We start from the raw sequence: 24,884 nt of genomic DNA, 5'->3' as shown, positions 1-24,884 counted from the left end.
ACGAGATTGCCCCCAACTGAAGACAATCGGGAACCCGCGCAGGGCTTCGACTTCGGCGCGGACGCGCCGGCGCCGGCCCCATCTTCGGATGCCGGCAAACATGCCGGCGCCGGCCACCGCGAGCGGCTGCGCGAACGGCTGCTGAAAGGCGGCGCCGAAGCACTCGCGGATTACGAAGTGCTCGAATATCTGCTGTTCGCCGCGATCAAGCAGGGCGACACCAAGCCCATCGCCAAGGCGCTGATCGCGCAGTTCGGCTCGCTCGCGGGCGTGCTCAACGCCGATCCGGGCGCGTTGCAGCGCACCAAGGGCGTCGGCAAGACCAGCGCCGCCGCCCTCAAAAGCGTCGCCATCGCCGCCCGGCGCATGGCCCGCAGCGAGGTGAACACCCGCCCCGTGCTCGGCAGCTGGCAGGCGCTGATCGACTATCTCGCGATCGACATGGCGCATCTGACGGTCGAGCGGGTGCGCGTGCTCTATCTCGACACGAAGAACCGCCTGATCGACGATCACCATGTCGGCGACGGCTCGATCGATGAGGCCGCGATCCACCCGCGCGAAGTCATTCGCCGGGCGATGGACGTGGGCGCGGCGGCGCTCATACTCGTCCACAATCACCCTTCGGGCAGCCCCGAGCCCAGCCGCGCCGATATCGACGTGACCCAGCGGATCGCGGAAGCGGGACGCCTGATGGGCGTGAGCGTCCATGACCATGTTATCGTCGGACGCGAAGGCCATGTATCCTTGCGCGCCAAGGGGCTGATCTAGCAGCCGGGCAAGTCCGACGCTTTCAGGGGGTCAGACAGGCGCGCCCCCTTGCCAAGCGTCACGCGCCCGCATAGCCGCGCCGCACACCCTCCGCCACGAAAGCCCGCCACATGGTCCCCCGCTACGCCCGCCCCGAAATGTCAGCCTTGTGGGAGCCGGAATCGCGGTTTCGCATCTGGTTCGAGATCGAGGCGCATGCGACCGTCAAACTGGGCGAGCTGGGCGTTGTGCCCAAGAGCGCGGGCAAGGCGCTGTGGGACTGGTGGGCGACAGACCCGGCGATAGATGTCGAAGCGATCGAGGCGATCGAGGCGGTGACCAAGCACGACGTCATCGCCTTCCTCACCTGGGTGGCCGAGCAGGTCGGCGAAGAGGCGCGCTTCATGCACCAGGGCATGACCTCCTCCGACGTGCTCGACACCGCGCTCGCGGTCCAACTCTCGCGCGCGAGCGACATCCTGCTGGCCGATCTCGACGCCTTGCTCGAAGCGCTCAGGACCCGCGCCGAGGAGCACAAATACACGCCCACGATCGGGCGCAGCCACGGCATTCATGCCGAACCCGTCACCTTCGGGCTCAAGCTCGCGCAGGCTTACGCCGAATTCGATCGTTGTCGCGCCCGCCTCGTCACGGCGCGCGCGGAAATCGCGACCTGCGCGATTTCGGGCGCGGTCGGCACTTTCGCCAATATCGATCCCACGGTCGAAGCCTATGTCGCGAACAAGCTGGGCCTCACCCCCGAACCCGTCAGCACGCAGGTGATCCCGCGCGATCGGCACGCGATGTTCTTCGCTACGCTGGCGGTGATCGCCGGTTCGATCGAGCGCCTGGCGGTCGAAATTCGGCATCTCCAGCGCACCGAAGTGCTCGAGGCGGAGGAATATTTCGCTCCGGGCCAGAAGGGATCGAGCGCCATGCCGCACAAGCGCAATCCGATCCTGACCGAGAATCTGACAGGGCAAGCGCGCATGATCCGCGCCTATGCGCTGCCCGCGCTCGAAAATGTCGCGCTGTGGCATGAGCGGGACATCTCCCATTCCTCCGTCGAGCGCTTCATCGGCCCCGATGCGACGATCACGCTCGATTTCGCGCTGGCGCGGTTGACCGGGGTGATCGAGAAGCTGCTGGTCTATCCCGAGCGCATGCAGGCCAATCTCGACGCGATGGGCGGCCTCGTCCATTCGCAGCGCGTGCTGCTGGCGCTCACGCAGGCCGGGGTCAGCCGCGAGGATGCCTACCGGCTCGTGCAGCGCAACGCGATGAAGGTGTGGGAATCGAACGGCACGCTTTCGCTGCTCGAGCTGCTCAAAAGCGACGCGGAGGTTCGCGCGGCATTAAGCGAGGAGGAGCTCGCCGACAAGTTCGATCTGGACTACCATCTGGCCCATGTCGACACGATCTTCGCCCGGGTCTTCGGCTGAACGCTGGACCGCCATCGGCAAGTGTCCTAGATTTCATCGCATTCGGGCAAACGGCTAGAGGGGACTTGTCGCCAGTGCAGATCGTGCGCACCATCATCTGGGTCATGATCCTTTCGGGGATCATGCTGTTTTCCTTCCTCAACTGGAAGCCGGTCGAGATCACCTTGTGGGATGGCTTCATCGTCGAAACCAAGGTGCCCGCGCTGGTAATCCTCGCCTTCCTGCTGGGTCTGGTGCCGATGTGGCTCTATCATCGCAGCGTCAAATGGGGGCAGAACCGCCGCATCCGCAGCCTTGAGAATTCGATCAAGTCGAACGCGATAGGCTCGCAGGCGGACCATGGCGCGCGCGGCGACACAGCGGCGACGCCAGCGCCGCACGCCGCCGCGACGCCCCCGGCGCACACCGCTGCGACGTCGGGTGTCACGTCGCGCAGCGAAGACATCGCACCCGAAAGTTCACCGGCAGAACGCACCAACCCCGCTGCCGGGACCCGCGATCCGCAATGACCAACCCGGTCTATCTCGCGCTCGACGTGCCGCAGATCGAGCCTGCCAAGGCACTGATCGAGAAGGTTCGCGCCCATATCGGCGGGATCAAGCTGGGGCTTGAATTCTATTGCGCGCACGGCCCCCACGGCGTCCACGAGATCGCGCATATGGGCCTGCCGGTCTTTCTCGATCTGAAGTTTCACGACATTCCCAACACGGTCGCGGGCGCGATGCAGGCGGTGCATGTCTACGAACCCGCCATCGTCACCGTCCATGCCAGCGGCGGGCGCGCGATGATGGAAGATGCGAAGGCTGCGGCGGCGGAAGGGTGCAAGGTGGTGGGCGTCACGATGCTGACCAGCCTCGACGAGACCGACCTCGCTCGCACCGGCGTCGAGGGCACCCCGCACGATCACGTCATGCGCTTGGCCGAACTCGCCCATGCCTCGGGCCTCGACGGGATCGTGTGCTCGGGCCAGGAGGTGAAGCAGGTGCGCAAGCAATGGAAGGACGGCTTCTTCGTCGTCCCCGGCCTACGTCCCGCGGGCGCGCTCACCGCCGACCAGAAACGCACCGTCACCCCGCGGCAGGCACGCGATGATGGGGCGAGCGTTCTCGTTATCGGCCGCCCGATCAGCCGCGCCGAAGACCCCGAAGCCGCCGCCCGCGCGATCGAGGCGACGCTTTGAAGCGCATGATCATCCTGCCCGCGGCGATCGCCCTCGCAGGTTGCGCGAGCCTCGGTTCGACGCGCGAAGCGGTTACCCTGATCGCGCCCGCCGACGGCCCGCGCCTCCTCGCGCAATGCTCCCGCCCCGGGCCCGAGGGGGCGACGGACTTCTTCACGCTCGCACCCGCCGAAGTCACTGCAATCGAAACCGCGACGATGGCGGCCTTGCGAGGTGCGCAGGAGAGGCTCGGCGGACAGGTGGAAGGTGTCCGACCCTCGCCCTTCGACTGGCCCGGTGACCCCTCGCTCTACGATCGCCAATATGTCGGCTACAGCATCGGCGAGCGCCGCTTCGCCTATGGCAATTTCTTGCCCTCTAGCGGCGAGAATTCAGCGGGCGAGCCGGTGATCGTTTGCGACGGCGGTCCGGCCTTTTTCGGTGCCGAATACGACCTGACCGGCAATCGCTTGGTGCGGATTGCGTTCAATGGCGGGCTCGGCGGGCCGTTCCTCGATCCGATCGAACCCTGATCCCGATGCCGGGCGGACCCGCCATCAAGATTTGCGGGCTGACCACGCCCGAAACCGTTGCCGCTTCCGCGAAGGCAGGAGCGAGCCATATCGGATTCAACTTCTATCCGCCCTCGCCGCGCTACGTCAGCCCCGCGCGGGCGGGCGAGCTGGCCGCGCAAACCCCTGCCCCGCTCGCGAAAGTGGGCGTGTTCGTAGAACCCGACGACGCGCTTCTGGACGAGGCGGTGAGCCGTGCGCGTCTCGATGCAATCCAGCTGCATGGGAAGGAGGCTCCATCCCGGGTGCGCGCGGTCGCCAGGCGGCTGCGCGTGCCGGTCTGGAAGGTGTTGAGCGTTGCGACCCGAGACGATGTCGCCGCCGCTGGCGCCTATACAGATGTCGCGGACTTGATCCTGTTCGACACCAAGACCCCCAAGGGCGCGCTGCCCGGCGGAATGGGCATGGGCTTCGACTGGACGCTTCTCGCAGCGTTCGACAAGGGCACCGCATGGGGCCTAGCCGGCGGCCTCACCCCCGAGAACGTCGCGGCCGCCATCGCGGCGACGGGTGCGCCGCTGGTCGACACGTCTTCGGGCGTCGAAACCGCGCCCGGCGTCAAGGACGTGGACAAGATCGCGGCGTTCTGCAGCGCGGTAAGAAACGCCCGTTTCCCCTTGACCCGTTCGCCCTGAGCCTGTCGAAGGGCCGTCCTTCCTTATGATGCCGCGCTGAAGAAAAGGGCGGTGCTTCGACAGGCTCAGCACGAACGGATTTTTTGGTGTGAACGAAACCACCCCCAACTCCTTCCGCACCCAGCCGGACGAACGCGGCCATTTCGGCGATTACGGCGGCCGCTATGTCGCCGAGACGCTGATGCCGCTGATCCTCGATCTGGAGCGCGAATATCGCGCCGCGCAGAGCGATCCGGCGTTCCAGGCCGAATTCGACGATCTGCTCGAAAATTATGTCGGCCGCCCGTCCCCGCTCTATTTCGCCGAGCGGCTGACCGAGGCGGTCGGCGGCGCGCAAGTCTGGTTCAAGCGCGACGAGCTCAACCACACCGGCGCGCACAAGATCAACAATTGCATCGGCCAGATCCTGCTCGCGCGGCGCATGGGCAAGACCCGCATCATCGCCGAAACCGGCGCGGGGCAGCACGGCGTTGCCACCGCTACTGTCTGCGCGCGCTTCGGCCTGCCCTGCGTCATCTATATGGGCGCGGAGGACGTGAAGCGGCAGTCGCCGAACGTGTTCCGGATGAAGCTGCTTGGCGCTGAGGTCATCCCCGTCACCAGCGGCGGCGCGACCCTGAAAGATGCGATGAATGAGGGGCTGCGCGACTGGGTCGCGAATGTCCACGACACCTTCTACATCATCGGCACTGCCGCCGGCCCACACCCCTACCCCGAAATGGTGCGCAACTTTCAAAGCGTGATCGGCACCGAGGCGCGCGCGCAGATGCTCGACCGCGTCGGCCGCCTCCCCGACCTGCTGGTCGCCTGCATCGGCGGCGGATCGAATGCGCTTGGCCTGTTCCACCCCTTTCTTGACGACACGGGTGTGAAAATGCTCGGTGTCGAAGCCGCAGGCCACGGCCTCGACGGTGACGAACACGCGGCGAGCCTCCTCGGAGGTGCGCCCGGAGTGCTCCACGGCAACAAGACCTATCTGCTGCAGGATGAGGACGGCCAGATCACCGAAGGCCACTCGATCAGCGCTGGCCTCGATTATCCCGGCATCGGCCCCGAACACGCCTGGCTGAAAGAAAGCGGCCGGGTCGAATACACCGCCGTCACCGACGACGAAGCGCTCGAAGGCTTCCAGCTGCTGTGCCGAACCGAGGGGATCATCCCCGCACTCGAACCCGCCCATGCCCTCCACGCGGTCGCAGAACGCGCCAAGGCGATGGACCGGGATCAGATCGTGCTGATGAATCTATGCGGTAGGGGGGACAAGGACATCTTCACCGTGGCGGAGAAGCTCGGGGTGGAGATTTGACTTAGCCCTCTCCCCGCTCGGGGAGAGGGTTGGGAGAGTGGCCGATGCGCGATCCGAAACTTACGAGCCGCGCAAGAGAGATGCGCAAGCACATGCCGGAGCCCGAACGGGTGATATGGCGGCACGCGCGGGCAGGTTGCTCGGTGTGAAGTTTCGGCGACAGAAGGTCATCGGTCGCTTCATCGCGGATTTTGCAGCCAACGATCCGAAGTTGGTCGTGGAATTGGATGGCGACAGTCATGTCCTGCGTGAGGAGCAGGACGCGGCTAGGACGCAGCTTATCGAGGAGCAGGGCTATAAGGTGGTCCGTTTTACCAATTTGGAGGTCATGGAGAATCTGGACGGCGTGTTGTCGAGCCTCGCTGCTTCGATCGAAGCGCTGCGCCCGGCCCCTCCCCCAACCCCCCCCCTGAAGGTGAGGGGGCTTGAAGGTGATGCCGCTGCCCAACCCTGTGTCCTACACCGCCTCTCCCATGCCATGAGCAGCGCATAACCGCCCGACACCGCTACCCCCTCGATTCCAACCCCAGGACCGTGTTCCATGTGTTCCACCATTCAGCCCCGGCTCCCGTAGTATGAACGCCCCCAATCGCTTCAATCAGGCCTTCGCCAAGCCCCACACGGCCTTCGTCGCCTTCATCACCGCTGGCGATGGCGATACGCCTGCAAACCTCGATGCGCTGGTTGCGGGCGGTGCGGACGTGATCGAGCTGGGCATGCCCTTCACCGATCCGATGGCCGATGGTCCCGCGATCCAGAGCGCCAATCTGCGCTCACTTGGCCGTGGCACCACCACCGCACACGTTTTGCAGACCGCGACCGACTTTCGCGCTCGGCACGCCGACGTGCCGCTCGTCCTGATGGGCTATGCCAATCCCATGGTGCGGCGCGGGAGCGACTGGTTCGCGACTGCCGCTGCCCAGGCGGGCGTGGACGGGGTAATCTGTGTCGACATTCCGCCCGAGGAGGACGAGAGCCTCGGTCCGGCGCTGCGCGCACGCGGCATCGCCCCCATCCGCCTTGCCACCCCGACCACCGACGAAGCGCGCCTGCCCGCGGTGATCGCGGGCAGCGAGGGGTTCCTCTATTACGTCTCGGTCGCGGGGATCACGGGTAAGCAGCAGGCGGCAATCGACTCCATCGAGGCCAATGTCGCGCGCATCAAGCAATCGACTGACCTCCCCGTGGCGGTCGGCTTTGGCGTCCGCACGCCCGAGCAGGCCGCGGAGATCGCCCGCGTGGCCGATGGCGTGGTCGTCGGATCGGCCTTCGTCGATCTGGTCGGCGAGTATGGCACTGATGCGCCTGCCAAGCTAAAGGAACTGACCGCAAGCATGGTCACCGCAATGAAGGAAGCGCGCGCATGAACTGGTTCAACCGCGTCCGCAATTCGCTCGGCTTCGGCGCCGGCAAGAAGGCGACCGAGAAGGATCTCTGGATCAAGTGCAGCAATTGCCAGGAGATGCTGTTCGTCCAGGAATATGAGGACAACCTGCATGTCTGCCCCAAATGCGGGCATCATGGGCGGATCGGCGCGGATGTCCGGCTCTCGATGCTGCTGGACGAGGGTTACACGTTGCTCGAAGCGCCGCAGGTCGCCGAAGACCCGCTCAAGTTCCGCGATTCCAAACGCTATGTCGAACGGCTGAAAGCCGCGCGCGCGAAGAGCGCGCATAGCGATGCGTTCGTTGTCGGATCGGGCAGCATCGAGGGGCAAGGCGCGGTCGTCGGCGTGCAGGACTTCACCTTCATGGGCGGCTCGATGGGCATGGCGGTGGGCGAGGCGTTCTGCCGCGGGGCCGAGGAAGCGCTGCGGCGCGGCTGCGCCTATGTTGTCATCACCGCGGCGGGCGGCGCGCGGATGCAGGAGGGTATCCTCAGCCTCATGCAGATGCCGCGCGCGACCGTGATGACACGGCGCCTGAAGGCAGCGGGCCTGCCCTATATCGTGGTATTGACCGATCCGACCACCGGCGGGGTCACGGCAAGCTATGCGATGCTGGGCGACGTGCATATCGCGGAGCCGGGCGCCCTGATCGGCTTTGCGGGGCAGCGGGTGATCCAGGACACCATCCGTGAGCAGCTGCCCGAAGGCTTTCAGCGGGCGGAATACCTCCACAAGCACGGCATGGTCGACATGGTCGTGCCCCGCAGCGAGTTGAAGGCGCGGCTGGCGCAGGTGTTGGGCTACCTGCAGCCAAAGGCGGCTGCTTAATGATCCTCCCCATTGTGGGGAGGGGGACCAGCGAAGCTGGTGGAGGGGCACCCTCGGCTTATCAAACCAACCGAGCAGCGGAACAGGTTCGCCTGCCCCTCCCCCATCCTGTGGATGGTCCCCCTCCCCCTGTGGGGGAGGATTGATGGACTTCGCCACCTCGTCCGACCCGCGCGTGCAGACGCAACTCGACCGGCTGGCGAAGCTCAGCGTGCCGCAGGGGCGCCTCGGGCTGGAGACGATCGCCGCGCTGGTGGAGCGGCTCGGCAACCCGCATCGCACGCTGCCACCGGTGTTCCATGTCGCGGGCACCAACGGCAAGGGTTCGGTCTGCGCCTTTTTGCGCGCGATGCTGGAGGCGGCTGGCAAGCGCGTGCACGTCACCACGAGCCCGCATCTGGTGCGCTACAACGAGCGGATAAGGCTGGCGGGCGAGCTGATCGGGGACGGCGCGCTGGCCGAGCTTCTCGAGGAAGTGCTGGACGCAGGCGAGGATCTCGGCCCTAGCTTCTTCGAGGTCACGATCGCCGCCGCCTTCCTCGCCTTCGCCCGAACGCCGGCCGATGCCTGCGTGGTCGAGGTCGGGCTCGGCGGACGGTTCGATGCAACCAACGTGCTCGAGCCTGAAGCGGTGGCGGCGAGCGGGATCGCGGCGCTGGGGCTGGACCACGAGCGGTTCCTGCTGGCGCCGGAGGAAGGGGTGCCGAAAGAGCCGATGGCGCGGATCGCCTTCGAGAAAGCGGGGATCGCGAAGAAGGGAGTCCCGCTTGCCACCTTGCGTTCGGTGCCCGAAGCCAATCATCAACTCGCCGCCAGCTGCGCCAGGGCCGGCGCGCCGCTGCTCCTTTGCGGGGACGGCTGGGACTTCCGCGACGGTCCCACGCTCGCCTATTCCGACGCTGCAGGTCGGTTGAACCTGCCCGTCCCGGTGCTTGCCGGTCCGCACCAATTCGCGAACGCCGCCCTGGCCGTCGCCATGCTGCGGCACCAGGAGCGGGTCGCGATCACGCGCGAGGCGATGGCCGAAGGAATGCGCAGCGCCACATGGCCCGCGCGCCTTCAACGGATGCGCGCCGGCCCTCTGGTCAGGGACCGCGTGGTGTGGCTCGATGGCGGGCACAATCCGAGCGCGGGCACGGCGATTGCGAGGGCGCTCGATGGGCGGCTTCACCTCGTCCTGGGGATGCTGGACAACAAGAACCCGGGCGCGATCGTCGAACCGCTTGGGGAACGAATGCGCACGTTGCAGGTCGTGCCCGTGCCGGGGCATGACAGCCATCCGGCAAGCGCCTTCGGGAAAGACGCCGTTGCGCGCGACGATCTTGAAGAGGCGATGCTCGACGTGCCCGACGATGGCTTGCCTGTGCTCATCGCCGGGTCGCTTTACCTTGCGGGTGAGGCATTGCGCTTGAACGACGAGATACCGCAATGACTCCCCTCCCCGTGGGGAGGGGTCCGGGGTGGGGGTTCGGCGTGGGCCGCATGGGCGGTACACCCACCCCCAGCCCTTCCCTCAAGGGAGGGGAGAGTCCGGCGCCGTCTCAGTCCCCGCCGTCCCCATTGCGTCGTCGATCAGCCCGCTGCGCATCATCCACGCAAACAGCGCGATGCCCGGCAGCGCCAACAATGTCGTCAGCAGGTAGAAGTTCACATAGCCCATCGCCTCGATCAGCGATCCCGCGCTCGTCCCTGTGAGCAGCCGTCCGACGACACTCGCCCCCGCGCTGATAAGCGCATATTGCGCGGCGGTGAAGCGCAGGTCGCACAGGGCGGAGAAATACGCGACCACCACCACCCCGCCATAGCCGCTGGCGAAGTTCTCGAACCCTATCGCCGCTGCCATGCCGAGATTCGAATGGCCCGCCACGGCAAGTCCGGCGAAGCTCAGATTGGACACCGCCATCAGGATGAGCGCCATCATCACCGAGCGCTTCAGCCCGGCCCGTGCATAGAGCACGCCGCCCACGAAGATGCCGATCATGAACGCCCAGAAACCGACGCCGACATCGTAGATGGCGATCTCGTCATTGGTAAAGCCGAGATCGTCGAACAGCAGGCGGAAGGTAAGGTTGGCGAGCGTGTCGCCGATCTTGTGGACGAGAATGAAGGCGAGGACGAGCCAGGCGCCGTGGCGAGTGAAGAACTCGGCGAACGGATCGGCAATCGACGCCCAGACGTCGCGTACGCCCCGCTTGGCGACCGCAGCGCGGCGTCGCGCCGGTTCGCCCAGCACCAGCGCGGTCAGCATGGCGGGGAGCGCCAGCGCGGCGCAGGCGAGATAGGCCGCGCTCCACCCTTCCCGCGCCGCGACCACCAGTGCGAGCGCGCCCGCGCCTGCCGATCCGACGCGCCAGCCATACTGGCTCATGCCCGAGCCGACGCCGAGCTGCCGCGGCTTCAGCGTCTCGATCCGGTAGGCGTCGATGACGATATCGAAGGTCGCGCCCGCCACGCCGACGAGCAGCGCGGCCACGATGGTCATGCCGAGGCTCGCTTCGGGGTCTACGAGCGCGAGGTTCACCACCGCGGCGATCACTGCGCAGCCCGACACGAGCATCCACGAGACCCGCTGGCCCATGCGGTGCAGGACGGGCAAGCGGATGCCGTCGACGATCCACGCCCAGAACACTTTGAGATTGTAGACCAAGAAGGAGAGCGTGAAGGCGGTGACCGTCGCCTTGTCGATGCCGTCCTGCGCCAGCCGCGTGGTCAGCGTCGCGCCGATCATCGCGTAGGGAAAGCCCGAAGACACGCCGACCAGAAAGGCGGCAAGCGATTCCTTCTCCAGATATGGTTTGACCGAAAGCCAGAGGGTGGGCTTGTCCATCATCTGGTGGCAAGGAACTCCCTTAAACTACCCCCGCTCGCCCTGAGTTTGTCGAAGGGCCGTCCTTCACCTTTTCCGAAGGCGCAGAAGAAAAGAGCGGTGCTTCGACAAGCTCAGCACGAGCGGTCTCGTTGGGTTTGGCTTTACTCCGCCGGCTGCGCCGCAGGGTCGGGGGTCACCACGCCGGCCGCGCTGCCCCCGCGCGACTGGCGATACCATTCCGCCATGCATAGCACGACCGCGACGAGGCCGATAAAGGTCGTGAGGATGAACACGTAGTAATAACCGCGATCCTCGATCATCTCACCCAGCGCCCCGCGCCCGAGCGTGCCCACAAGCAGCGTCAGCGAAGACAGCAGCGCATATTGCACCGCGGCGTATCGTTTGGAGACGATCGAGGACAGCCACGCGACATAAGCAGCGCCGGCAATGCCGATGGCGAGATTCTCGAACAGGATGGTGAAGGTGAGGCGCGGCAGCCCTTCCGAACCGAACGGCGCCAAAAAGCCGATCATCGCGGAAAAGCCGGTCAGGTCGCTTGCCGCCTGCATCGTTGCCCCGCCCACCGCCATGTCGGCATAGAGCAGGTTCGTCAGCGCGGCCAGCAGCGCGCCGAGCGTCAGCGTCAGCATCCGCCCGAGCACGGTCAGCATGTACCCGCCCAGCGCCAGCCCGGCAATGATCGCGCCCACCCCGAAGAACTTCGAAGCAAACGCGACCTCGTCATTGGTGTAGCCGAGCTCGCCGAGATAGAACGGATAGGCGAAGGTGCCCCAGATCGCGTCGCAGATGCGATAGGTGAGGACGAGCGCCAGGATCAGGATCAGCGGCCAGCCGATCCGTCCGACGAATTCCACCAGCGGCACCAGCAGCGCGCGGTAGAGATGATCCACCGCGCCGGGTGCGCGGGTGGAGGTCTCGTTCAGCTCGATCACGTCGTCCTGGCGCACCCGGTGGCGGTGGAGCAGCGCGGCGATGCTTGCCGGCAGGACGATGGTCGCAGCGATGATCGGCGGGCCCATCTTCGCGGTAAACTCGGTCGGGTCGGGCCGTCCGCTTTCGTTCAGCGGGAACATGCCGAATAGCCAGTTGAGATCGATCACCAGCGCGCCCAGCTCCATCGTGCCCAGCATCGGCACATAACCGCCCAGCGCACGCACCATGAAGATGCCCAGCACCAGCAGCGCCCAGCCCCACAGCCCGAGCACCATCCACAGGTAACGCTGGCGCACGTGGGCACGCACTTCTCCGGGGCGATAGAGCTCGTCGATCTCCTCGCCGCTCGGCCCGATGGCGGAGGCTTCGTCGCGTGCGGTGTCGGGCGCGAACAGCCCGCTGATGCCGACCGCGAGGATCAGGGCGCCGAACAGCATGTAGGTTTCCGGCCAGCCGATCCGCGCCGCGATGATGAGGCCTAGCGCTCCGCCGACCAGCGAAGCCATGCGAAAGCCCATCTGGTAGATCGTCGAGAGGATATCGAGCGTCGCCTCCTCGTCGGCGACGTCGATGCGCCAGGCGTTGATCGCGATGTCCTGAGTCGCCGAAGCAAGCGCACCGATCCCGGCGAGCAGCGAAAACCAGCCCAATTGCGTTTTGGGTTCGAGCAGGCTCAGCGTAACCAGGATGATGCCGAGGATCAGCTGCATCGGCGCGATCCACTGCTTGCGTTTTCCCAGCCGCCTCAACCCCGGCAGATCGACCTTGTCGACCATCGGCGACCACACGAACTGAAAGGCATAGGCAAGCCCGATCAGCGAGAACACGCCCATGGTCTCCAGGTCCACCTCAGCCTCGCTGAGCCAGGCGTAGAGCGTGCCGAGGAACAGCGCGAAGGGCAGGCCGCTGGCAAAGCCGAACAGCACCATGAAGGCCGACTTGCGGTTCTTCATCGCGCGCGCGACCTCGCGCCATCCGGGCTTTGCCGGTTTGCCCTCGTCGCCCGCTTTGTCGGCCGTCGCTGCAGTCACTCGCACCTCTTTTTTTGTATTGACCGCGTGGTCTGTGACATAACCTGTGGCCAAGAGATAGGGAGAGCGCGATGAACGCATCTACAACGACAGCGCGAGGACGCACGCCGACGCCGGGTCAACTGGCACTGGCCAAGGCGATCAGCGAGGGCGAGGGGCGCAGCAGCGAGCGAATTTCGACCGTACCCGCGTCGCGCTACATCGATCCTGCGCATTTCGAGCGCGAGAAGACGGCCCTGTTCGACAAGATGGCGCAGGTGCTGGTACCAAGCGCGCTGCTGCCCGATCCCGGCTTGGCGCTGCCGCACGATGCGACCGGCAGGCCGCTGCTCATCACGCGCGATGCGGAAGGGCAGGTCCACGTCTTCCTCAATGTCTGCCGCCATCGCGGGACACGGCTGGTCGAGGGCGAGGAAGTGCAATGCGCCAAGCGGCTGGTATGCCCCTATCACGCCTGGACCTACCGGCTGGACGGCGCGCTTCTCGCCCTGCCGCGGCCCGAAACCTTTCCCGGCCTCGACAAGAGCGAGCACGGCCTTGTCGAACTGCCATCATGCGAAAGCGGCGGACTGATCTGGTTCTCGCCCGACCGGAATGCGGAAGCAAATGCTCTGTTCGCCGATGCGCGCCGGGTGGGCGCGGATTTCGAGGCGTTCGGGATGGACGAGGCCTATCTCTTCCGCCGCAAGCTCCACCATGTGAAGGGCAACTGGAAGCTCATCATGGATGCCTTCCTCGAAAGCTATCACGTCACCCGGTTGCACGCGAACACGATCGGCCCGTTCTTCAAGGACGGAATCACGAGCGGCGACACCGTCGGCCCGCACATGCGCTCGGCGGTCGGTCGACTGGAGGAGATGGAAGCGGTCGATCTGAGCGACATGGCGGCGCTGCGCCGGGTGGTGACCTTCGCCTATCAACTGATGCCGGCAACCGTCATCGTGCCGAGCCCCGATTACGTCAACGTCATGGTGCTGATGCCGCAGCGCCATGATCTGACGCTGGTCGAGGATTTCATGCTGATCCCGGAAGAACCGCGAACCGACAAAGCGCGCGATCACTGGGAGCGCAGCTGGAAATTGCTCGATGGCGGGGTGTTCGCCAGCGAGGATTTCCGCGCCGCCGAGCTGGGGCAGCAGGGTCTGGAAAGCGGGGCGATCGAGGAATTGACGCTTGGCACGCTCGAAGGCGGCATCGCGCGCTTTGACGAGGCGGTGCAGGAGGCGCTGCGGGCTGCGAACTGATCTTCCGTCCTTCGAGACGGCTGCGCCTTCACCTCCTCGGCATGAGCGGCTAGGGGGATGTGGTGTTTCCGCTCATCCTGAGAAAGGGTGAGGACGCATGTCCGAACCCTGTCTCGAAGGACAATCACGTGCCCACCGACCCGAAGAAAGCGGAAGACCGCCCCGAAGGCGACCGCATCGCCAAGCTGCTTGCCCGAGCCGGGGTTGCGAGCCGGCGCGAGGTGGAGCGGATGATCGCCGAGGGACGTGTGACCCTGCACGGCAAGCCGGTCGAAACCCCCGCGACCTTCCTCACCAGCCTTCGCGGCGTCAGCGTCGACGGCAAGCCCGTCGGCCCGCCCGAGCCGGCACAGCTCTGGGCCTTTCACAAGCCCACCGGGCTTATCACCGCCGAGCGCGACCCGGCGGGCCGCGCAACCATCTATGCCGCTCTCACCAATGCCCTGCCCAAGGACACGCCGCGGCTGATGCCGATCGGGCGGCTCGACCTGAACACCGAGGGGCTGTTGCTTCTGACCAATGACGGCGGATTGAAGCGGCAGATGGAGCTGCCCGCCTCGCAGGTTCCCCGCACCTACCGCGCGCGCGCTTTCGGCGAGGTGTCGCAGGAACAACTCGAAGCTCTGAGCGAAGGCGTCGAGGTGGATGGCATGCGTTACGGACCGATCGACGCCAATCTCGAACATGGGTCCGGCGGGGCGGGCACGAAGAACCACTGGATCGAGATCACCATCACCGAGGGCAAGAACCGCGAGGTTCGGCGCGTGCTCGAACATCTCGGCCTGCAGGTCAGCCGCCTGATTCGCACCGCCTATGGCCCCTTCGCGCTCGGCGATCTGCCGCGCGGGCAGGCGGCGCGCATCCGCAAAGGCGATCTCGATCGCTTTCGCTCGTCATTGAAGTCCTCGACCCGCGCCACTTCGAAGACAGTCGAAGCGGGCATCGGAGGAGGAGGCGGCCGCAACACGGCGGACAGAGGGAGTTCTTCCCCGCCGCGCAGACCGTCCCCCTCCCCCAAGCCCCCCGCTTCCCGTCGCACGCGCTCCTCCGCGCGGCGTTCGTCCTGAGGCGCCGGCACTTATGCGGATCATCGCTGGCACCCATCGCGGGCGCAAACTCGAAGCTCCGCGGGGGCAGGCGACCCGTCCGACCGCCGATCGCACCCGCGAAACACTGTTCTCGATGCTCGCCAGCCGCCTCGGCCAATTCGAGGGGTTGCGCTGCGCCGATCTGTTCGCCGGCTCGGGCGCATTGGGGCTCGAAGCGCTGTCGCGCGGCGCGGCGCACTGCCTGTTCGTCGAGCAGGAACGAGCGGCGATCGCCGCCATCCGTGCCAACCTTACCGCGCTCGACCTCGCCGGGGCAGCGACCCTCGTCGAAGGGTCGGTGATGGCCCTGCGGCCTGCGTCCGAGCCGCTCGACCTTCTGCTGCTCGATCCACCCTATGGCACGGGCGCCGGCGAGGTTGCGCTCGACCGGCTGCTGCGCCTCGGCTGGATCGGCGAGGCGACTTGGATCGCGCTCGAAACCGGCCGCGACGAGGCGCCCGAGGTCAAGGGGCTCGCCTGCAAGGCGTCGCGCCGGGTCGGCAAGGCGCGCCTCACCCTGCTGACCGGCGCAAGCCCGGCCTAGCGTCCTCCGGGAGCCGAGCCGGTCCGTCCTTCAACCTGCTCCCAGGCCGCTTCGCGCTCCGGCCCGGTCATCGCGGTAAGCGCGACCTTGTCCTCGTCGGTCAGCCGCCAGAACATCATCTGGCGCTCGGGCAGGAGCGACCAGTAATAGTTCTGCGTTTCGACCGGCCAAGTGGCGTAAGCGACCTTCTGCTCCTCTGACCAGCTGTCGTAATCGGCCTGCTGGGTCTCGTCGAGCGCGGCGCTGGGCACCGGCTCTGTCATGGTGTCGGCATCTTCCATCTCGTCCTGCGCGTGAGCCACCGCGGGGGCGGCGGCGAGATAGACGGCGGTCGCCGCGGCAACACCGAAAAGATACATGTGGGACTTACGCATTGGGGGTTCTCCTTGAACACTTACCCAAGCGCGAACGAACGCATATCGACCGCTGGAAAAATCCGGCCCCCTGTCGGCCCGTGTGCTTTCATCATGTCACCGGAATTGCTGCGATCAAGCCGAACGGCCCGGCGCCATCCCGCCTTGTGCACGGACGGGCGAGAGGTGTGGCGGGAACGCGCCGGGATGACGCCGCCGGCCCGGCGCCCGCCTGTCGCGAAAACGAAAAAGGGCAGCGCGCCGGCTGCTCTTTCTCAAAGTATACTGGTGTTCGTCGCCGTTACATCGAGCTCGCCGGCTGTCCCGGCCAGTACATCAGTGGCCGATTGCCGAAGCCGAGACCGGCGGCCCGCGGATTGATGCAGCTGTCCTGCTCGCTGTTCATGCAGACGTCGATAACCTGGCCGTCGATCCGCACCTTGGTAACGCGGCCGCGATTGTTGCGTTCAACGATCTCCGGGCTCTGCGCCTTCCAGTTGGCATCGCCGGTCACCGTGCTCTGCTGCTTGTGATCGTCGGCGAGAACGGGCGCGGCGATTCCAAGCGCTCCGGCGAAGGCGACGCAGATGCCGCTTGCGATAAGATTTTTCATGGCTGTCGATCCTCGAATTTGCGTTTCGTTGTTCGTATAATGCGGCAGGCGCTGGGGGAGTTCCAAGAAAATCCGGACTGGCGATTAACGCTCTCACTCGACGCGCCCATTGAACAGGGCCGGATGAAAACCGATCACGCGCGCTTGCGGGGAGCGCCCGCGTTCCCTACCTGTTCACGACACGAACATGAGCGACACCCTGCCCCAGACCAGCGACGCCGCCCCGCCGGGCGAGGTGCCGCCCTATGCCGCGCGGCTCAATCCGCCGCAGCGCGAGGCGGTGCTGACGACCGAGGGGCCGGTGCTCATGCTGGCCGGCGCGGGCACCGGCAAGACCGCGGCGCTGACGGCGCGCCTCGCGCATCTGGTCGCGACGCGCCGCGCCTGGCCGAGCCAGATCCTGTGCGTCACCTTCACCAACAAGGCCGCGCGCGAGATGCGCGAGCGTGTCGCGGGCCATCTGGGCGCGCCGGGAGAGGGGTTGCCATGGCTCGGCACGTTCCATTCGATCTGCGCCAAGATGCTGCGCCGCCATGCCGAGCTGGTCGACCTGCAAAGCAATTACACCATCATCGATACCGACGATCAGTTGCGGCTCTTGAAGCCGCTGATCGTCGAGGCAGGCGAAGACGAGAAGCGCTGGCCCGCGCGCCAGCTCGCCGGCCTGATCGATCGCTGGAAAAACCGCGGGCTCAATCCCGCAGATCTCGATCCGGCTGAGAACGAAGCCTTCGCCAATGGCCGGGGCAAGGAACTCTACGCCGCTTATCAGGCGCGGCTGAAGGCATTGAACGCCTGCGATTTCGGCGATCTGATGCTGCATATGCTCAATATCTTTCGCGCACATCCCGACGTGCTGAAGGATTATCAGGAGCGTTTTCGCTACATTCTGGTCGACGAATATCAGGACACCAATGCAGTCCAGTATCTGTGGCTACGGCTGCTGGCCCAGACCCGCAAGAATATCTGCGTGGTGGGCGACGACGATCAGTCGATCTATTCCTGGCGTGGGGCCGAGGTCGCCAACATCCTGCGCTTCGAAAAGGATTTTCCCGGCGCACATGTCGTGCGGCTTGAGCAGAATTACCGCTCGACCCCGCAAATATTGGGCGCCGCATCGGGTCTGATCCGCGCCAATTCCGAGCGCCACGAAAAAACGCTTTGGACGCAGGCGAATGGCGGCGACAAGGTCAAGGTCGTAGGCGTCTGGGATGCGCCGGAAGAGGCACGCCGCGTCGGCGAGGAGATCGAGCGGCTCGAACGCGAAGGCGCGTCGCTGGACGAGGTCGCGATTCTGGTGCGCGCGCAATATCAGACGCGCGAATTCGAAGACCGCTTCATCCAGACCGGGATCAATTACCGGATCATCGGCGGTTTCCGCTTCTACGAACGCGCCGAAATCCGCGACGCGCTGGCCTACTTGCGCGTGATCGCGCAGCCGCAGGACGATCTCGCCTTCGAGCGCATCTACAATCAGCCGAAGCGCGGGCTCGGCGCCAAGACGCTGGAGAAGATGCACAGCCATGCCCGCGGCTCGAACCTGCCGCTGGCCGCCGCCTCGCTCCAGCTCGCCGACAGCGACGAATTGCCCGCCCGAGCGGCGAATACGATCGGCGCGCTGATGCGCAGCTTCCTTGCCTGGCGCGAAGCGTCCGAGCAGCTTTCCCCGGCCGACCTGCTGCGGCTCGTCCTCGACGAAAGCGGCTATAACGACATGCTGGCGAAGGATCGCTCGGCCGAAAGCGCAGGGCGCGCGGAGAACCTCTCCGAACTCGCCCGCGCGATGGAGGAATACGAGACGCTCGGCGACTTTCTCGAACATGTCAGCCTCGTCATGGACAACGATCGCGGCGAGGAAGAGGAAACGGTCACGATCATGACCATCCACGCCGCCAAGGGCCTTGAATTCGACCATGTCTTTTGCGTCGGCTGGGAAGAAGGCGTGTTCCCCTCGCAGCGCGCAATCGACGAAGGCGGGCTCGCCAGTCTCGAAGAAGAGCGCCGCCTTGCCTATGTCGCGATCACTCGCGCACGGCGGCGCGCCTGGATCTTCCATGCGGCGAACCGGCGCATCTACGGCCAGTGGACGAGCTCGATCCCCTCGCGCTTCATCGAGGAATTGCCCGAGGAGCATATCGAGCAGGAGACGACCATGACCGGCGGCGCTTCGCTGTGGCGTGCGAACTGGTCGGAGAACGAGGATCCCTTCGCGCATGTGGCCGAGGCCAGGCCCGACCGGGCGCAGGCGCGTGGGCCCGGCTGGCAACGCGCCATCGCGACCGGCTACGACCCGCAGCAAAAGCGCATCGCCGAGCCAGGGCGCAGCGCTGCGAGCTTTGCCGGCACGCCGCGCAGCGACATCGCGATCGGCGCGATGGTCAGCCACAAAAAATTCGGCACTGGCTGCGTCATCGATCAGGAGGGCAACAAGCTCACCATCCAGTTCGAGCAAGCGGGCGAAAAGCGCGTGATCGACAGCTTCGTTACCCCGATCGGGTAAGATGCGGCGTCGCTGGCGCGTGCGGCGCTAATCGCGTACCGGTGTCCCCCAACCGGAACCGGGGGAGTGGCAGGTGCATTCCCCCGTCAGATCGTCAGGGCCTTCCTGCCTCTGACCGCCGCCCGACAGGAGCCGCTCTATGTCCGAACACCCCGACGATCCCGCCGCCGAAATGAAGGTAATCCAGCAGTCACTTGCCAAGAAAACGACCGACAATTTTCTCGACGGATTGCTCGCGGACACGGCGGCGCAGCGGCTGAACCTGTTTCAGTCGATGTTCGACGCGGTGCCGGTCGGACTGGTGGTGGCCGACAGGGACGGTCGGATCATCTACGCCAATGACCTGGTCGAGGACATGGTGCGCCACCCGGTCCTCTATTCGCCGGACGCCGAAAGCTACGGCGAATGGGTGTCGTTCCACGAGGACGGTCGCAAGGTCGAAAGCCGGGAATATCCCCTCGCCCGCGTTATCCTGGAGGGCGAAGAACATGCCGAACTCGACGTCAGCTATCAGCGCGGCGACGGCACCCGGTTCTGGATGCGGATCATCGGACGCAGCATTCGCGGGGTGGACGGCGAACTGATCGGCGCGACGGTGGCGCTGATCGATATCGACGAGGAACGGCGGCTACAGAAGATGCAGCGCGTGCTGATCGGAGAGCTCAACCACCGAGTGAAGAACGCCTTTTCGGTGGTCAAGTCGATCGTCGCCCAGTCGCTGCGCAACGCAGACGTGCCCGCGGGCCTGCGTACAACGCTCGACCAGCGGTTGAACGCCTATGCGACGGCCCATGCCCGCCTGGTCAGCAATCAGTGGGACGCGGCCCGGCTGGACGAGATCGCGCGCGAGATCGTCTCCGCCATCGCGGCAGACCGCGTTTCGATCTCCGGCCCGCCCGTGCTCGTCCCCACCCGCCAGGCGCTCGCCTTCTCGATGGCCTTCTACGAGCTTGCCACCAATGCATTGAAATATGGCGCTTTGTCGGAAGAGGCGGGGCGCGTCGATCTCGCTTGGACGCTGGGCGGCGAAGCAGAGATGCGGCGGCTCAACATGCATTGGGACGAGCGCGGCGGGCCGCCCTGCTCGGAACCAAAGGCCAAGGGATTCGGTTCATTTGTCACAGGCCGCGCGCTCGCGGCGGAAACGGGCGGCAAGGTCACGACCGACTATTTGCCGACGGGACTCAAGTGGAGCCTCGATATGCCCGCAGATAAAATCGATACCGAGGAATAAAGTGAAAGAATTACCGCAACGCATTTTCATCGTCGAGGACGAGATGCTGGTCGCGTTCGAGATGTCCGACTTGCTCGAGGATCTCGGTTTCGAAGTCGTGGGCCCGAGCGTCCATCTCGAGGAGGCCAAGGCCGTCGCCGCCGAAGAGCGGATCGACGTCGCTTTTCTCGACGTCAATCTGGGCGAGAGCAAGACTTCGAAACCGGTGAAAGACATCCTGAAGGAACGCGATATCCCTTACGTCTTCATAACCGCCTACGATCATTCGCAAATCGATTTCATTGAGGACAAGGACAGGGTTTTGTCGAAGCCAGTTTCCAGCCCCGCGCTGCTCGCGGCTTTGCGCAGTATCGTGAAGGAGCGCTAGCGGCGCCGGGCGGCCTGAGCCGACCTAGCCGAGTTCGACGTCGAGGAAGCCGGGCTTCGGCCCGTTCCATTCGCCCGCCGGGGCCGGGGGTTCGCTGCGCTCGCCGCGGCGCTGGCGGCCCGAGCCGGCCTGCCTGTTGTCCGCCTGCTTGTCGCCGGCCCGCTTGTCCTCGCCCCGATCGTCCGAAGACCCGCGCCGGCGCGTTTTCGCCTTGGCGGGCGCATCGTCCGAACGCTTGCGGCTGCGCGCAGGTTTCGCGCGCGTTTCGTCCTCGCGATCGTCGGCGGAGGACGCTTCACGCTCGCTTTTCCCGCGCGGCTCGCTTTTCGCCGAGCCCTTCTCCGCCAGTTCGACGCGCACGTCGTCCTTGCCGAAGGTCTTGATCTTGGCGCCGGTCAGCTTCTCGACATTCGAGATCGCTTCACCGTCTTCTTCTGCGACCAGGGTAAAGGCGCGGCCCTTCGCGCCGGCGCGTCCGGTCCGCCCGATGCGGTGGACATAATCGTCCGGATGCCACGGCGTGTCGAAATTGAAGACGTGGGAAACGCCCTTGATGTCGAGCCCACGTGCCGCGACGTCCGAGGCCACCAGGATATTCACCTCGCCCGACTTGAACCGGTCGAGCTCCTTGAGGCGCGAGGCCTGGTCCATGTCGCCGTGAATCTCGCCGCTGGCAAAGCCGCGCTTTTGCAGGTGCTTGTTGAGCTCGCGCACCGTCGTCTTGCGGTTGGCGAAGATGATCGCGGTCTCGACCTGGTCGTGGGCGAGCAGCCATTCGAGCGTATCGCGCTTCTGCCGCGACTTCACCGGGACCTTGAACGCGGTGATGTTCTCGTTGGTCGAGGCCGCACGGCTGACTTCGATCCGCTTGGGATTGTTCAGGAATTGCTTGGCCAGCTTCGCGATCGGCGGCGGCATCGTCGCGGAGAACAGCATGGTCTGGCGGGTTTCGGGCAGTTTCGAACAGATGAACTCGATATCGGGGATGAAGCCCATATCGAGCATCCGGTCCGCCTCGTCGATGACCAGCAATTCGCAACCCGATAGCAGGATCTTGCCACGCTCGAACAGATCCATCATCCGGCCCGGCGTCGCGATCAGCACGTCGACGCCTTCGTTCAGCGCCTTAATCTGATCGCCCATCTGCACGCCGCCGATCAGCAGCGCCATCTTGAGATCGTGATTGGCGCCGTATTTCTCGAAATTCTCGGCGACCTGCGCGGCAAGCTCGCGCGTCGGCTCGAGGATCAGCGAGCGCGGCATCAACGCCCGCCGGCGCCCGGCGGCCATGACGTCGATCATCGGCAGCACGAAGCTCGCGGTCTTTCCGGTCCCCGTCTGCGCGATGCCGATGAGGTCCTTCATCATCAGGACGGCGGGGATCGCCTCGGCCTGGATCGGCGTGGGCTCGGTATAGCCGGCATCTTCGACGGCTTTGAGAAGGTCGGGAGAAAGGCCGAGATCGGCAAAGGTCATGAAGGTTGGGTCATTTCGCTTGGGTGGGAGAGGTCGCTCGTCTTTTATAGGCGTGCGGCCACGGATTGTCGAAGAGCTCGCGCAATACCCCTATCGAGCGCGGCTCGCGCTTGGGGGCATTAACGCAAAAAGTCAAGAAAGGTGCCCGGCAGACAGCGCCATTTGGACTATTCCGACGCGGGGCGGGCCTATTGTTCGATCGCGACGAGCCGGCGCATCACCTCGACCTCGCATTTGGCGCCGCTGCGCGATTGCAGCAGGTCGCGACCGACACAAAGCTGTCCGTCCTCGCTGCGTTCGACATAGAAGCCGGAATAGAAATCGCGCGAGCGGCACGCGCGCTCGAGGCTGAGGCTGAGAATGCGCTGATCGCGCAGGAACAGCAGCAGGCGATTGCCGGTGCCTGTCTGCACACCGGAAATGCCGGCAACCGGAATGCAGCTCTGCGCCTCGCCTTCGGCATAGGCGGCCCGCGTGCCGCGCTGCGGCAACCGGGCGAGCAAGCTGTTGGGATTGACCGCCGGGCGCGGCGAAATGCGAATGGTCACACGCTGCTCGATCCGCACCTGCTGCGCGCGCTGGGCGCGTTCGAGCATGTCGAGCGGACCAGCGCTGGTGACCGGCGCGATCGAGCGCAGCGGCGAAGATCGCGGCGGGGGCAGCTTCTTTTGATGCGCGAGCGTGCCTGGCAACTGAGGCGCTGGGCAATGATCGCTGCCGCCCGGCCTCTCCGCCACCGGTCGCGGTGCGAGCGCGGCGGACGTGGCCGGCCCTTGCCCGAACAGCGGCAGGATCAGCGTAAGAGGCGCTGCGAGGGCGGCGAAGAAAGGCATGGGCGCCTGGGGGGTCCTTTCCCGATGGGATCCCGGTGTCGAAAGGGCGTGCAGGGCCCACTCAATTGTTGCGGCATATGCGCTAGCACATGCGATTGAACGCCCGCTTAACTCGCCGCAAGCCGAGCGGAAAAGCGCTGGCGAAGCGCAGGCACGGTGTGGCATAAGGGCCACGATGGCAAGCTCCGATCATACCGACGCGCTGGAACGTCCAGCCTCGCCCGCCGCCTCTACTGCTACGGACCATGCGAACTTCGCCGATGCAGCCGCGCGATTGCTTGAGGAAAAGGGCTGGACGCAAGCTGCGGACGAGATGGCGCCCTGGCTGTCGGACTGGCGCGGGCGCTATCACGGCCGCGCGCTCGGCCTCGCCGCCCCCGCCTCCACCGCGGAGGTTGCCGCTCTGGTGAAACTGTGCGCGCAGCACCGCGTGCCGATCGTGCCGCAGGGCGGAAACAGCGGCATGGCGGGCGGCGCCACCCCCGACGACAGCGGCGCGGCGATCCTCCTCTCGCTGCGCCGGATGAACCGGATCCGCCGGATCGATGCCAGTGCAGGCCAGGCATTGTGCGAGGCGGGCGTGATCCTCCAGACGCTGCACGAGGCGGCGACGGAGGCGGACATGCGCTTCCCCCTGACGCTGGGCGGCAAGGGCTCGGCGACGGTGGGCGGACTGATCTCGACCAATGCGGGGGGCACGCAGGTGCTGCGCCACGGCACGATGCGCGCGCAGGTGTTGGGGATGGAAGCGGTGCTCGCCGATGGCAGCGTGCTCGATGCGCTGACCGTGCTCAAGAAGGACAATCGCGGCTTCGATCTGAAGCAGCTTCTGATCGGATCGGAGGGGACGCTCGGCATCGTCACCGCGGCGACTCTGCGCCTGCTCCCCGCCCCGCGCGCCCGCGCCACCGCCTGGATCGGCCTCGCCGCCCTCCCCGACGCGCGCGCGCTGCTGCGGCGGCTCGAACGGGCGATGGGCGACAGCCTCGAAGGGTTCGAGATCGTGCCCGCGCGGTGTCTCGCCAATGTCGTCGCGCATCTGCCCGGCGCGCGCGCGCCTTTGACCGGCACGCATCAATGGAACGCGCTGGTCGAATGCGTCAGCGCCGAGGGGTCCGACGCCGAATTGCGCGAGCGGCTACAAAACGCGCTGGCGCAGGCGGCGGACGAGGCGCTGCTGGAAGATGCGACCATCGCGGCGAGCGAGGCACAGGCCGAGGCGCTGTGGACCTTGCGCGATTCGATCTCCGAGGCCGAACGCGCGCTCGGCCCCGCGATGCAGCACGATATTTCGGTGCCGGTCGAAAACATGCCCGAATTCATCCTCGCCGCCACGCCTGCGATCGAGGAGGCGTTCACCGGCACCAGGGCGCTCGCTTTCGGGCATCTGGGCGATGGCAATGTCCATTTCCACGTCATCGCCCCGCCCGGCGCCGTCCCGGACGAATGGGAGGAGCGCGAAGGCAAGGAAATCAGCGCGGCGGTCTACGATCTCGTCAGCGAATGGGGCGGATCGATCAGCGCCGAACACGGGATCGGCCAGATGAAGGTGGGGGAACTCGGCCGGCTCGGCGATCCGATCGCGCTCGACATGATGCGGCGGGTGAAGCAGGCGCTCGATCCGCGTGGTCTGCTCAACCCCGGAAAGCTCGTTCCACCGCGCGATCGGTAAAGCGGGCCGAGTGCACGACCCGGCTGCCCTGGCCAGCCTTGCACCGTGCGCGCGATCCGCCTAAAGGGCCGCATCCGGCGCGCCGGAGCG

The 24,884-nt window shown here is 65.9% G+C and carries 23 protein-coding genes and 1 pseudogene; 18 read left to right on the top strand and 6 right to left on the bottom strand.

The window, feature by feature from the left end:
* The first annotated feature begins 6 nt into the window (after positions 1-6).
* From radC to V2I30_RS05840, 11 genes are all read left to right on the top strand, one after another.
* Positions 7-768, top strand: coding sequence for a RadC family protein (gene radC, locus V2I30_RS05890; RefSeq protein WP_330661151.1), 762 nt, complete (start codon positions 7-9; stop codon positions 766-768).
* Between the two features lie 110 nt (positions 769-878).
* Complete coding sequence (gene purB, locus V2I30_RS05885; RefSeq protein ID WP_330661150.1) at positions 879-2,189, top strand: adenylosuccinate lyase; 1,311 nt, start codon at positions 879-881, stop codon at positions 2,187-2,189.
* Positions 2,190-2,254: 65 nt separating this feature from the next.
* Positions 2,255-2,698, top strand: a complete 444-nt coding sequence (locus V2I30_RS05880; RefSeq protein WP_330661149.1) for a LapA family protein — start codon at positions 2,255-2,257, stop codon at positions 2,696-2,698.
* Positions 2,695-3,369 carry an orotidine-5'-phosphate decarboxylase gene (gene pyrF, locus V2I30_RS05875; protein ID WP_330661148.1) on the top strand — a complete coding sequence of 225 codons (675 nt, stop codon included), beginning with the start codon at positions 2,695-2,697 and terminating at the stop codon, positions 3,367-3,369. Before V2I30_RS05880 ends, pyrF begins: the two co-directional genes overlap by 4 nt.
* 5 nt (positions 3,370-3,374) lie before the next feature.
* On the top strand, positions 3,375-3,881 hold the full coding sequence (locus V2I30_RS05870) for a hypothetical protein (protein WP_330661147.1): 507 nt from the start codon (positions 3,375-3,377) through the stop codon (positions 3,879-3,881).
* Positions 3,882-3,886: 5 nt separating this feature from the next.
* Positions 3,887-4,555 carry a phosphoribosylanthranilate isomerase gene (locus tag V2I30_RS05865; RefSeq protein ID WP_330661146.1) on the top strand — a complete coding sequence of 223 codons (669 nt, stop codon included), beginning with the start codon at positions 3,887-3,889 and terminating at the stop codon, positions 4,553-4,555.
* An 88-nt stretch (positions 4,556-4,643) separates the two neighbouring features.
* Positions 4,644-5,861: a tryptophan synthase subunit beta gene (gene trpB, locus V2I30_RS05860; RefSeq protein ID WP_330661145.1), complete on the top strand. Its 1,218-nt coding sequence runs from the start codon at positions 4,644-4,646 to the stop codon at positions 5,859-5,861.
* 37 nt (positions 5,862-5,898) lie between these two features.
* Positions 5,899-6,354: an endonuclease domain-containing protein gene (locus V2I30_RS05855; protein WP_330661143.1), complete on the top strand. Its 456-nt coding sequence runs from the start codon at positions 5,899-5,901 to the stop codon at positions 6,352-6,354.
* Positions 6,355-6,436: 82 nt separating this feature from the next.
* Entirely contained in the window at positions 6,437-7,228 is a 792-nt protein-coding gene (gene trpA / locus V2I30_RS05850) for a tryptophan synthase subunit alpha (protein ID WP_330661142.1), read from the top strand.
* A complete protein-coding gene (gene accD / locus V2I30_RS05845) occupies positions 7,225-8,076 on the top strand; it encodes an acetyl-CoA carboxylase, carboxyltransferase subunit beta (protein ID WP_330661141.1) in 852 nt (283 codons plus the stop codon). The genes trpA and accD overlap by 4 nt, the downstream gene beginning before the upstream one ends.
* A 142-nt stretch (positions 8,077-8,218) precedes the next feature.
* Positions 8,219-9,508, top strand: a complete 1,290-nt coding sequence (locus V2I30_RS05840) for a bifunctional folylpolyglutamate synthase/dihydrofolate synthase (protein ID WP_330661140.1) — start codon at positions 8,219-8,221, stop codon at positions 9,506-9,508.
* A gap of 81 nt (positions 9,509-9,589) precedes the next feature.
* On the opposite strand, the gene V2I30_RS05835 is transcribed toward V2I30_RS05840, so the two are convergent.
* Both V2I30_RS05835 and V2I30_RS05830 read right to left on the bottom strand, forming a co-directional pair.
* Positions 9,590-10,903 carry an AmpG family muropeptide MFS transporter gene (locus V2I30_RS05835; protein ID WP_330661139.1) on the bottom strand — a complete coding sequence of 438 codons (1,314 nt, stop codon included), beginning with the start codon at positions 10,901-10,903 and terminating at the stop codon, positions 9,590-9,592.
* Between the two features lie 143 nt (positions 10,904-11,046).
* Positions 11,047-12,870: an AmpG family muropeptide MFS transporter gene (locus V2I30_RS05830; protein ID WP_330661138.1), complete on the bottom strand. Its 1,824-nt coding sequence runs from the start codon at positions 12,868-12,870 to the stop codon at positions 11,047-11,049.
* A gap of 71 nt (positions 12,871-12,941) precedes the next feature.
* On the opposite strand from V2I30_RS05830, the gene V2I30_RS05825 reads away from it, so the two are divergent.
* The 3 genes and pseudogenes from V2I30_RS05825 (at position 12,942) to rsmD (ending at position 15,746) form a co-directional block, all read left to right on the top strand.
* Positions 12,942-14,114 carry an aromatic ring-hydroxylating oxygenase subunit alpha gene (locus tag V2I30_RS05825; protein ID WP_330661137.1) on the top strand — a complete coding sequence of 391 codons (1,173 nt, stop codon included), beginning with the start codon at positions 12,942-12,944 and terminating at the stop codon, positions 14,112-14,114.
* A 128-nt stretch (positions 14,115-14,242) separates the two neighbouring features.
* Positions 14,243-15,016, top strand: a pseudogene (locus tag V2I30_RS05820) (pseudouridine synthase); the annotation flags it as partial.
* Positions 15,017-15,194: 178 nt separating this feature from the next.
* Entirely contained in the window at positions 15,195-15,746 is a 552-nt protein-coding gene (gene rsmD, locus V2I30_RS05815; protein ID WP_330661136.1) for a 16S rRNA (guanine(966)-N(2))-methyltransferase RsmD, read from the top strand.
* On the opposite strand, the gene V2I30_RS05810 is transcribed toward rsmD, so the two are convergent.
* Both V2I30_RS05810 and V2I30_RS05805 read right to left on the bottom strand, forming a co-directional pair.
* Complete coding sequence (locus tag V2I30_RS05810) at positions 15,743-16,120, bottom strand: hypothetical protein (RefSeq protein ID WP_330661135.1); 378 nt, start codon at positions 16,118-16,120, stop codon at positions 15,743-15,745. The two genes, rsmD and V2I30_RS05810, sit on opposite strands and share 4 nt — an antisense overlap.
* A 280-nt stretch (positions 16,121-16,400) precedes the next feature.
* Positions 16,401-16,712 carry a hypothetical protein gene (locus V2I30_RS05805; RefSeq protein ID WP_330661134.1) on the bottom strand — a complete coding sequence of 104 codons (312 nt, stop codon included), beginning with the start codon at positions 16,710-16,712 and terminating at the stop codon, positions 16,401-16,403.
* A 187-nt stretch (positions 16,713-16,899) separates the two neighbouring features.
* Here V2I30_RS05805 and V2I30_RS05800 point away from each other — a divergent pair, with 187 nt between their 5' ends.
* From V2I30_RS05800 to V2I30_RS05790, 3 genes are all read left to right on the top strand, one after another.
* Positions 16,900-19,212, top strand: coding sequence for an ATP-dependent helicase (locus tag V2I30_RS05800; protein WP_330661133.1), 2,313 nt, complete (start codon positions 16,900-16,902; stop codon positions 19,210-19,212).
* Between the two features lie 139 nt (positions 19,213-19,351).
* Complete coding sequence (locus tag V2I30_RS05795; RefSeq protein WP_330661132.1) at positions 19,352-20,446, top strand: HWE histidine kinase domain-containing protein; 1,095 nt, start codon at positions 19,352-19,354, stop codon at positions 20,444-20,446.
* Between the two features lies 1 nt (position 20,447).
* Positions 20,448-20,813 (top strand): response regulator, encoded by a 366-nt coding sequence (locus V2I30_RS05790; RefSeq protein WP_330661131.1) that lies wholly within the window; start codon positions 20,448-20,450, stop codon positions 20,811-20,813.
* Positions 20,814-20,837: 24 nt separating this feature from the next.
* Here V2I30_RS05790 and V2I30_RS05785 read toward each other — a convergent pair whose 3' ends face one another.
* Together V2I30_RS05785 and V2I30_RS05780 are read right to left on the bottom strand one after the other, a co-directional pair.
* Complete coding sequence (locus tag V2I30_RS05785) at positions 20,838-22,289, bottom strand: DEAD/DEAH box helicase (protein WP_330661130.1); 1,452 nt, start codon at positions 22,287-22,289, stop codon at positions 20,838-20,840.
* A gap of 188 nt (positions 22,290-22,477) precedes the next feature.
* On the bottom strand, positions 22,478-23,122 hold the full coding sequence (locus tag V2I30_RS05780; RefSeq protein WP_330661129.1) for a hypothetical protein: 645 nt from the start codon (positions 23,120-23,122) through the stop codon (positions 22,478-22,480).
* A gap of 175 nt (positions 23,123-23,297) precedes the next feature.
* Between V2I30_RS05780 and V2I30_RS05775 the strand changes: the two genes are divergently transcribed.
* Complete coding sequence (locus tag V2I30_RS05775; protein WP_330661128.1) at positions 23,298-24,794, top strand: FAD-binding oxidoreductase; 1,497 nt, start codon at positions 23,298-23,300, stop codon at positions 24,792-24,794.
* Positions 24,795-24,884 lie beyond the last annotated feature (90 nt).

The sequence above is a fragment of the Erythrobacter sp. genome (assembly GCF_036351135.1).
In the GTDB taxonomy this organism is placed as follows: domain Bacteria; phylum Pseudomonadota; class Alphaproteobacteria; order Sphingomonadales; family Sphingomonadaceae; genus Erythrobacter.
The sequence above is the reverse complement of the archived record's forward strand: the minus strand, read 5'-3'. Positions and strand labels throughout refer to the sequence as shown.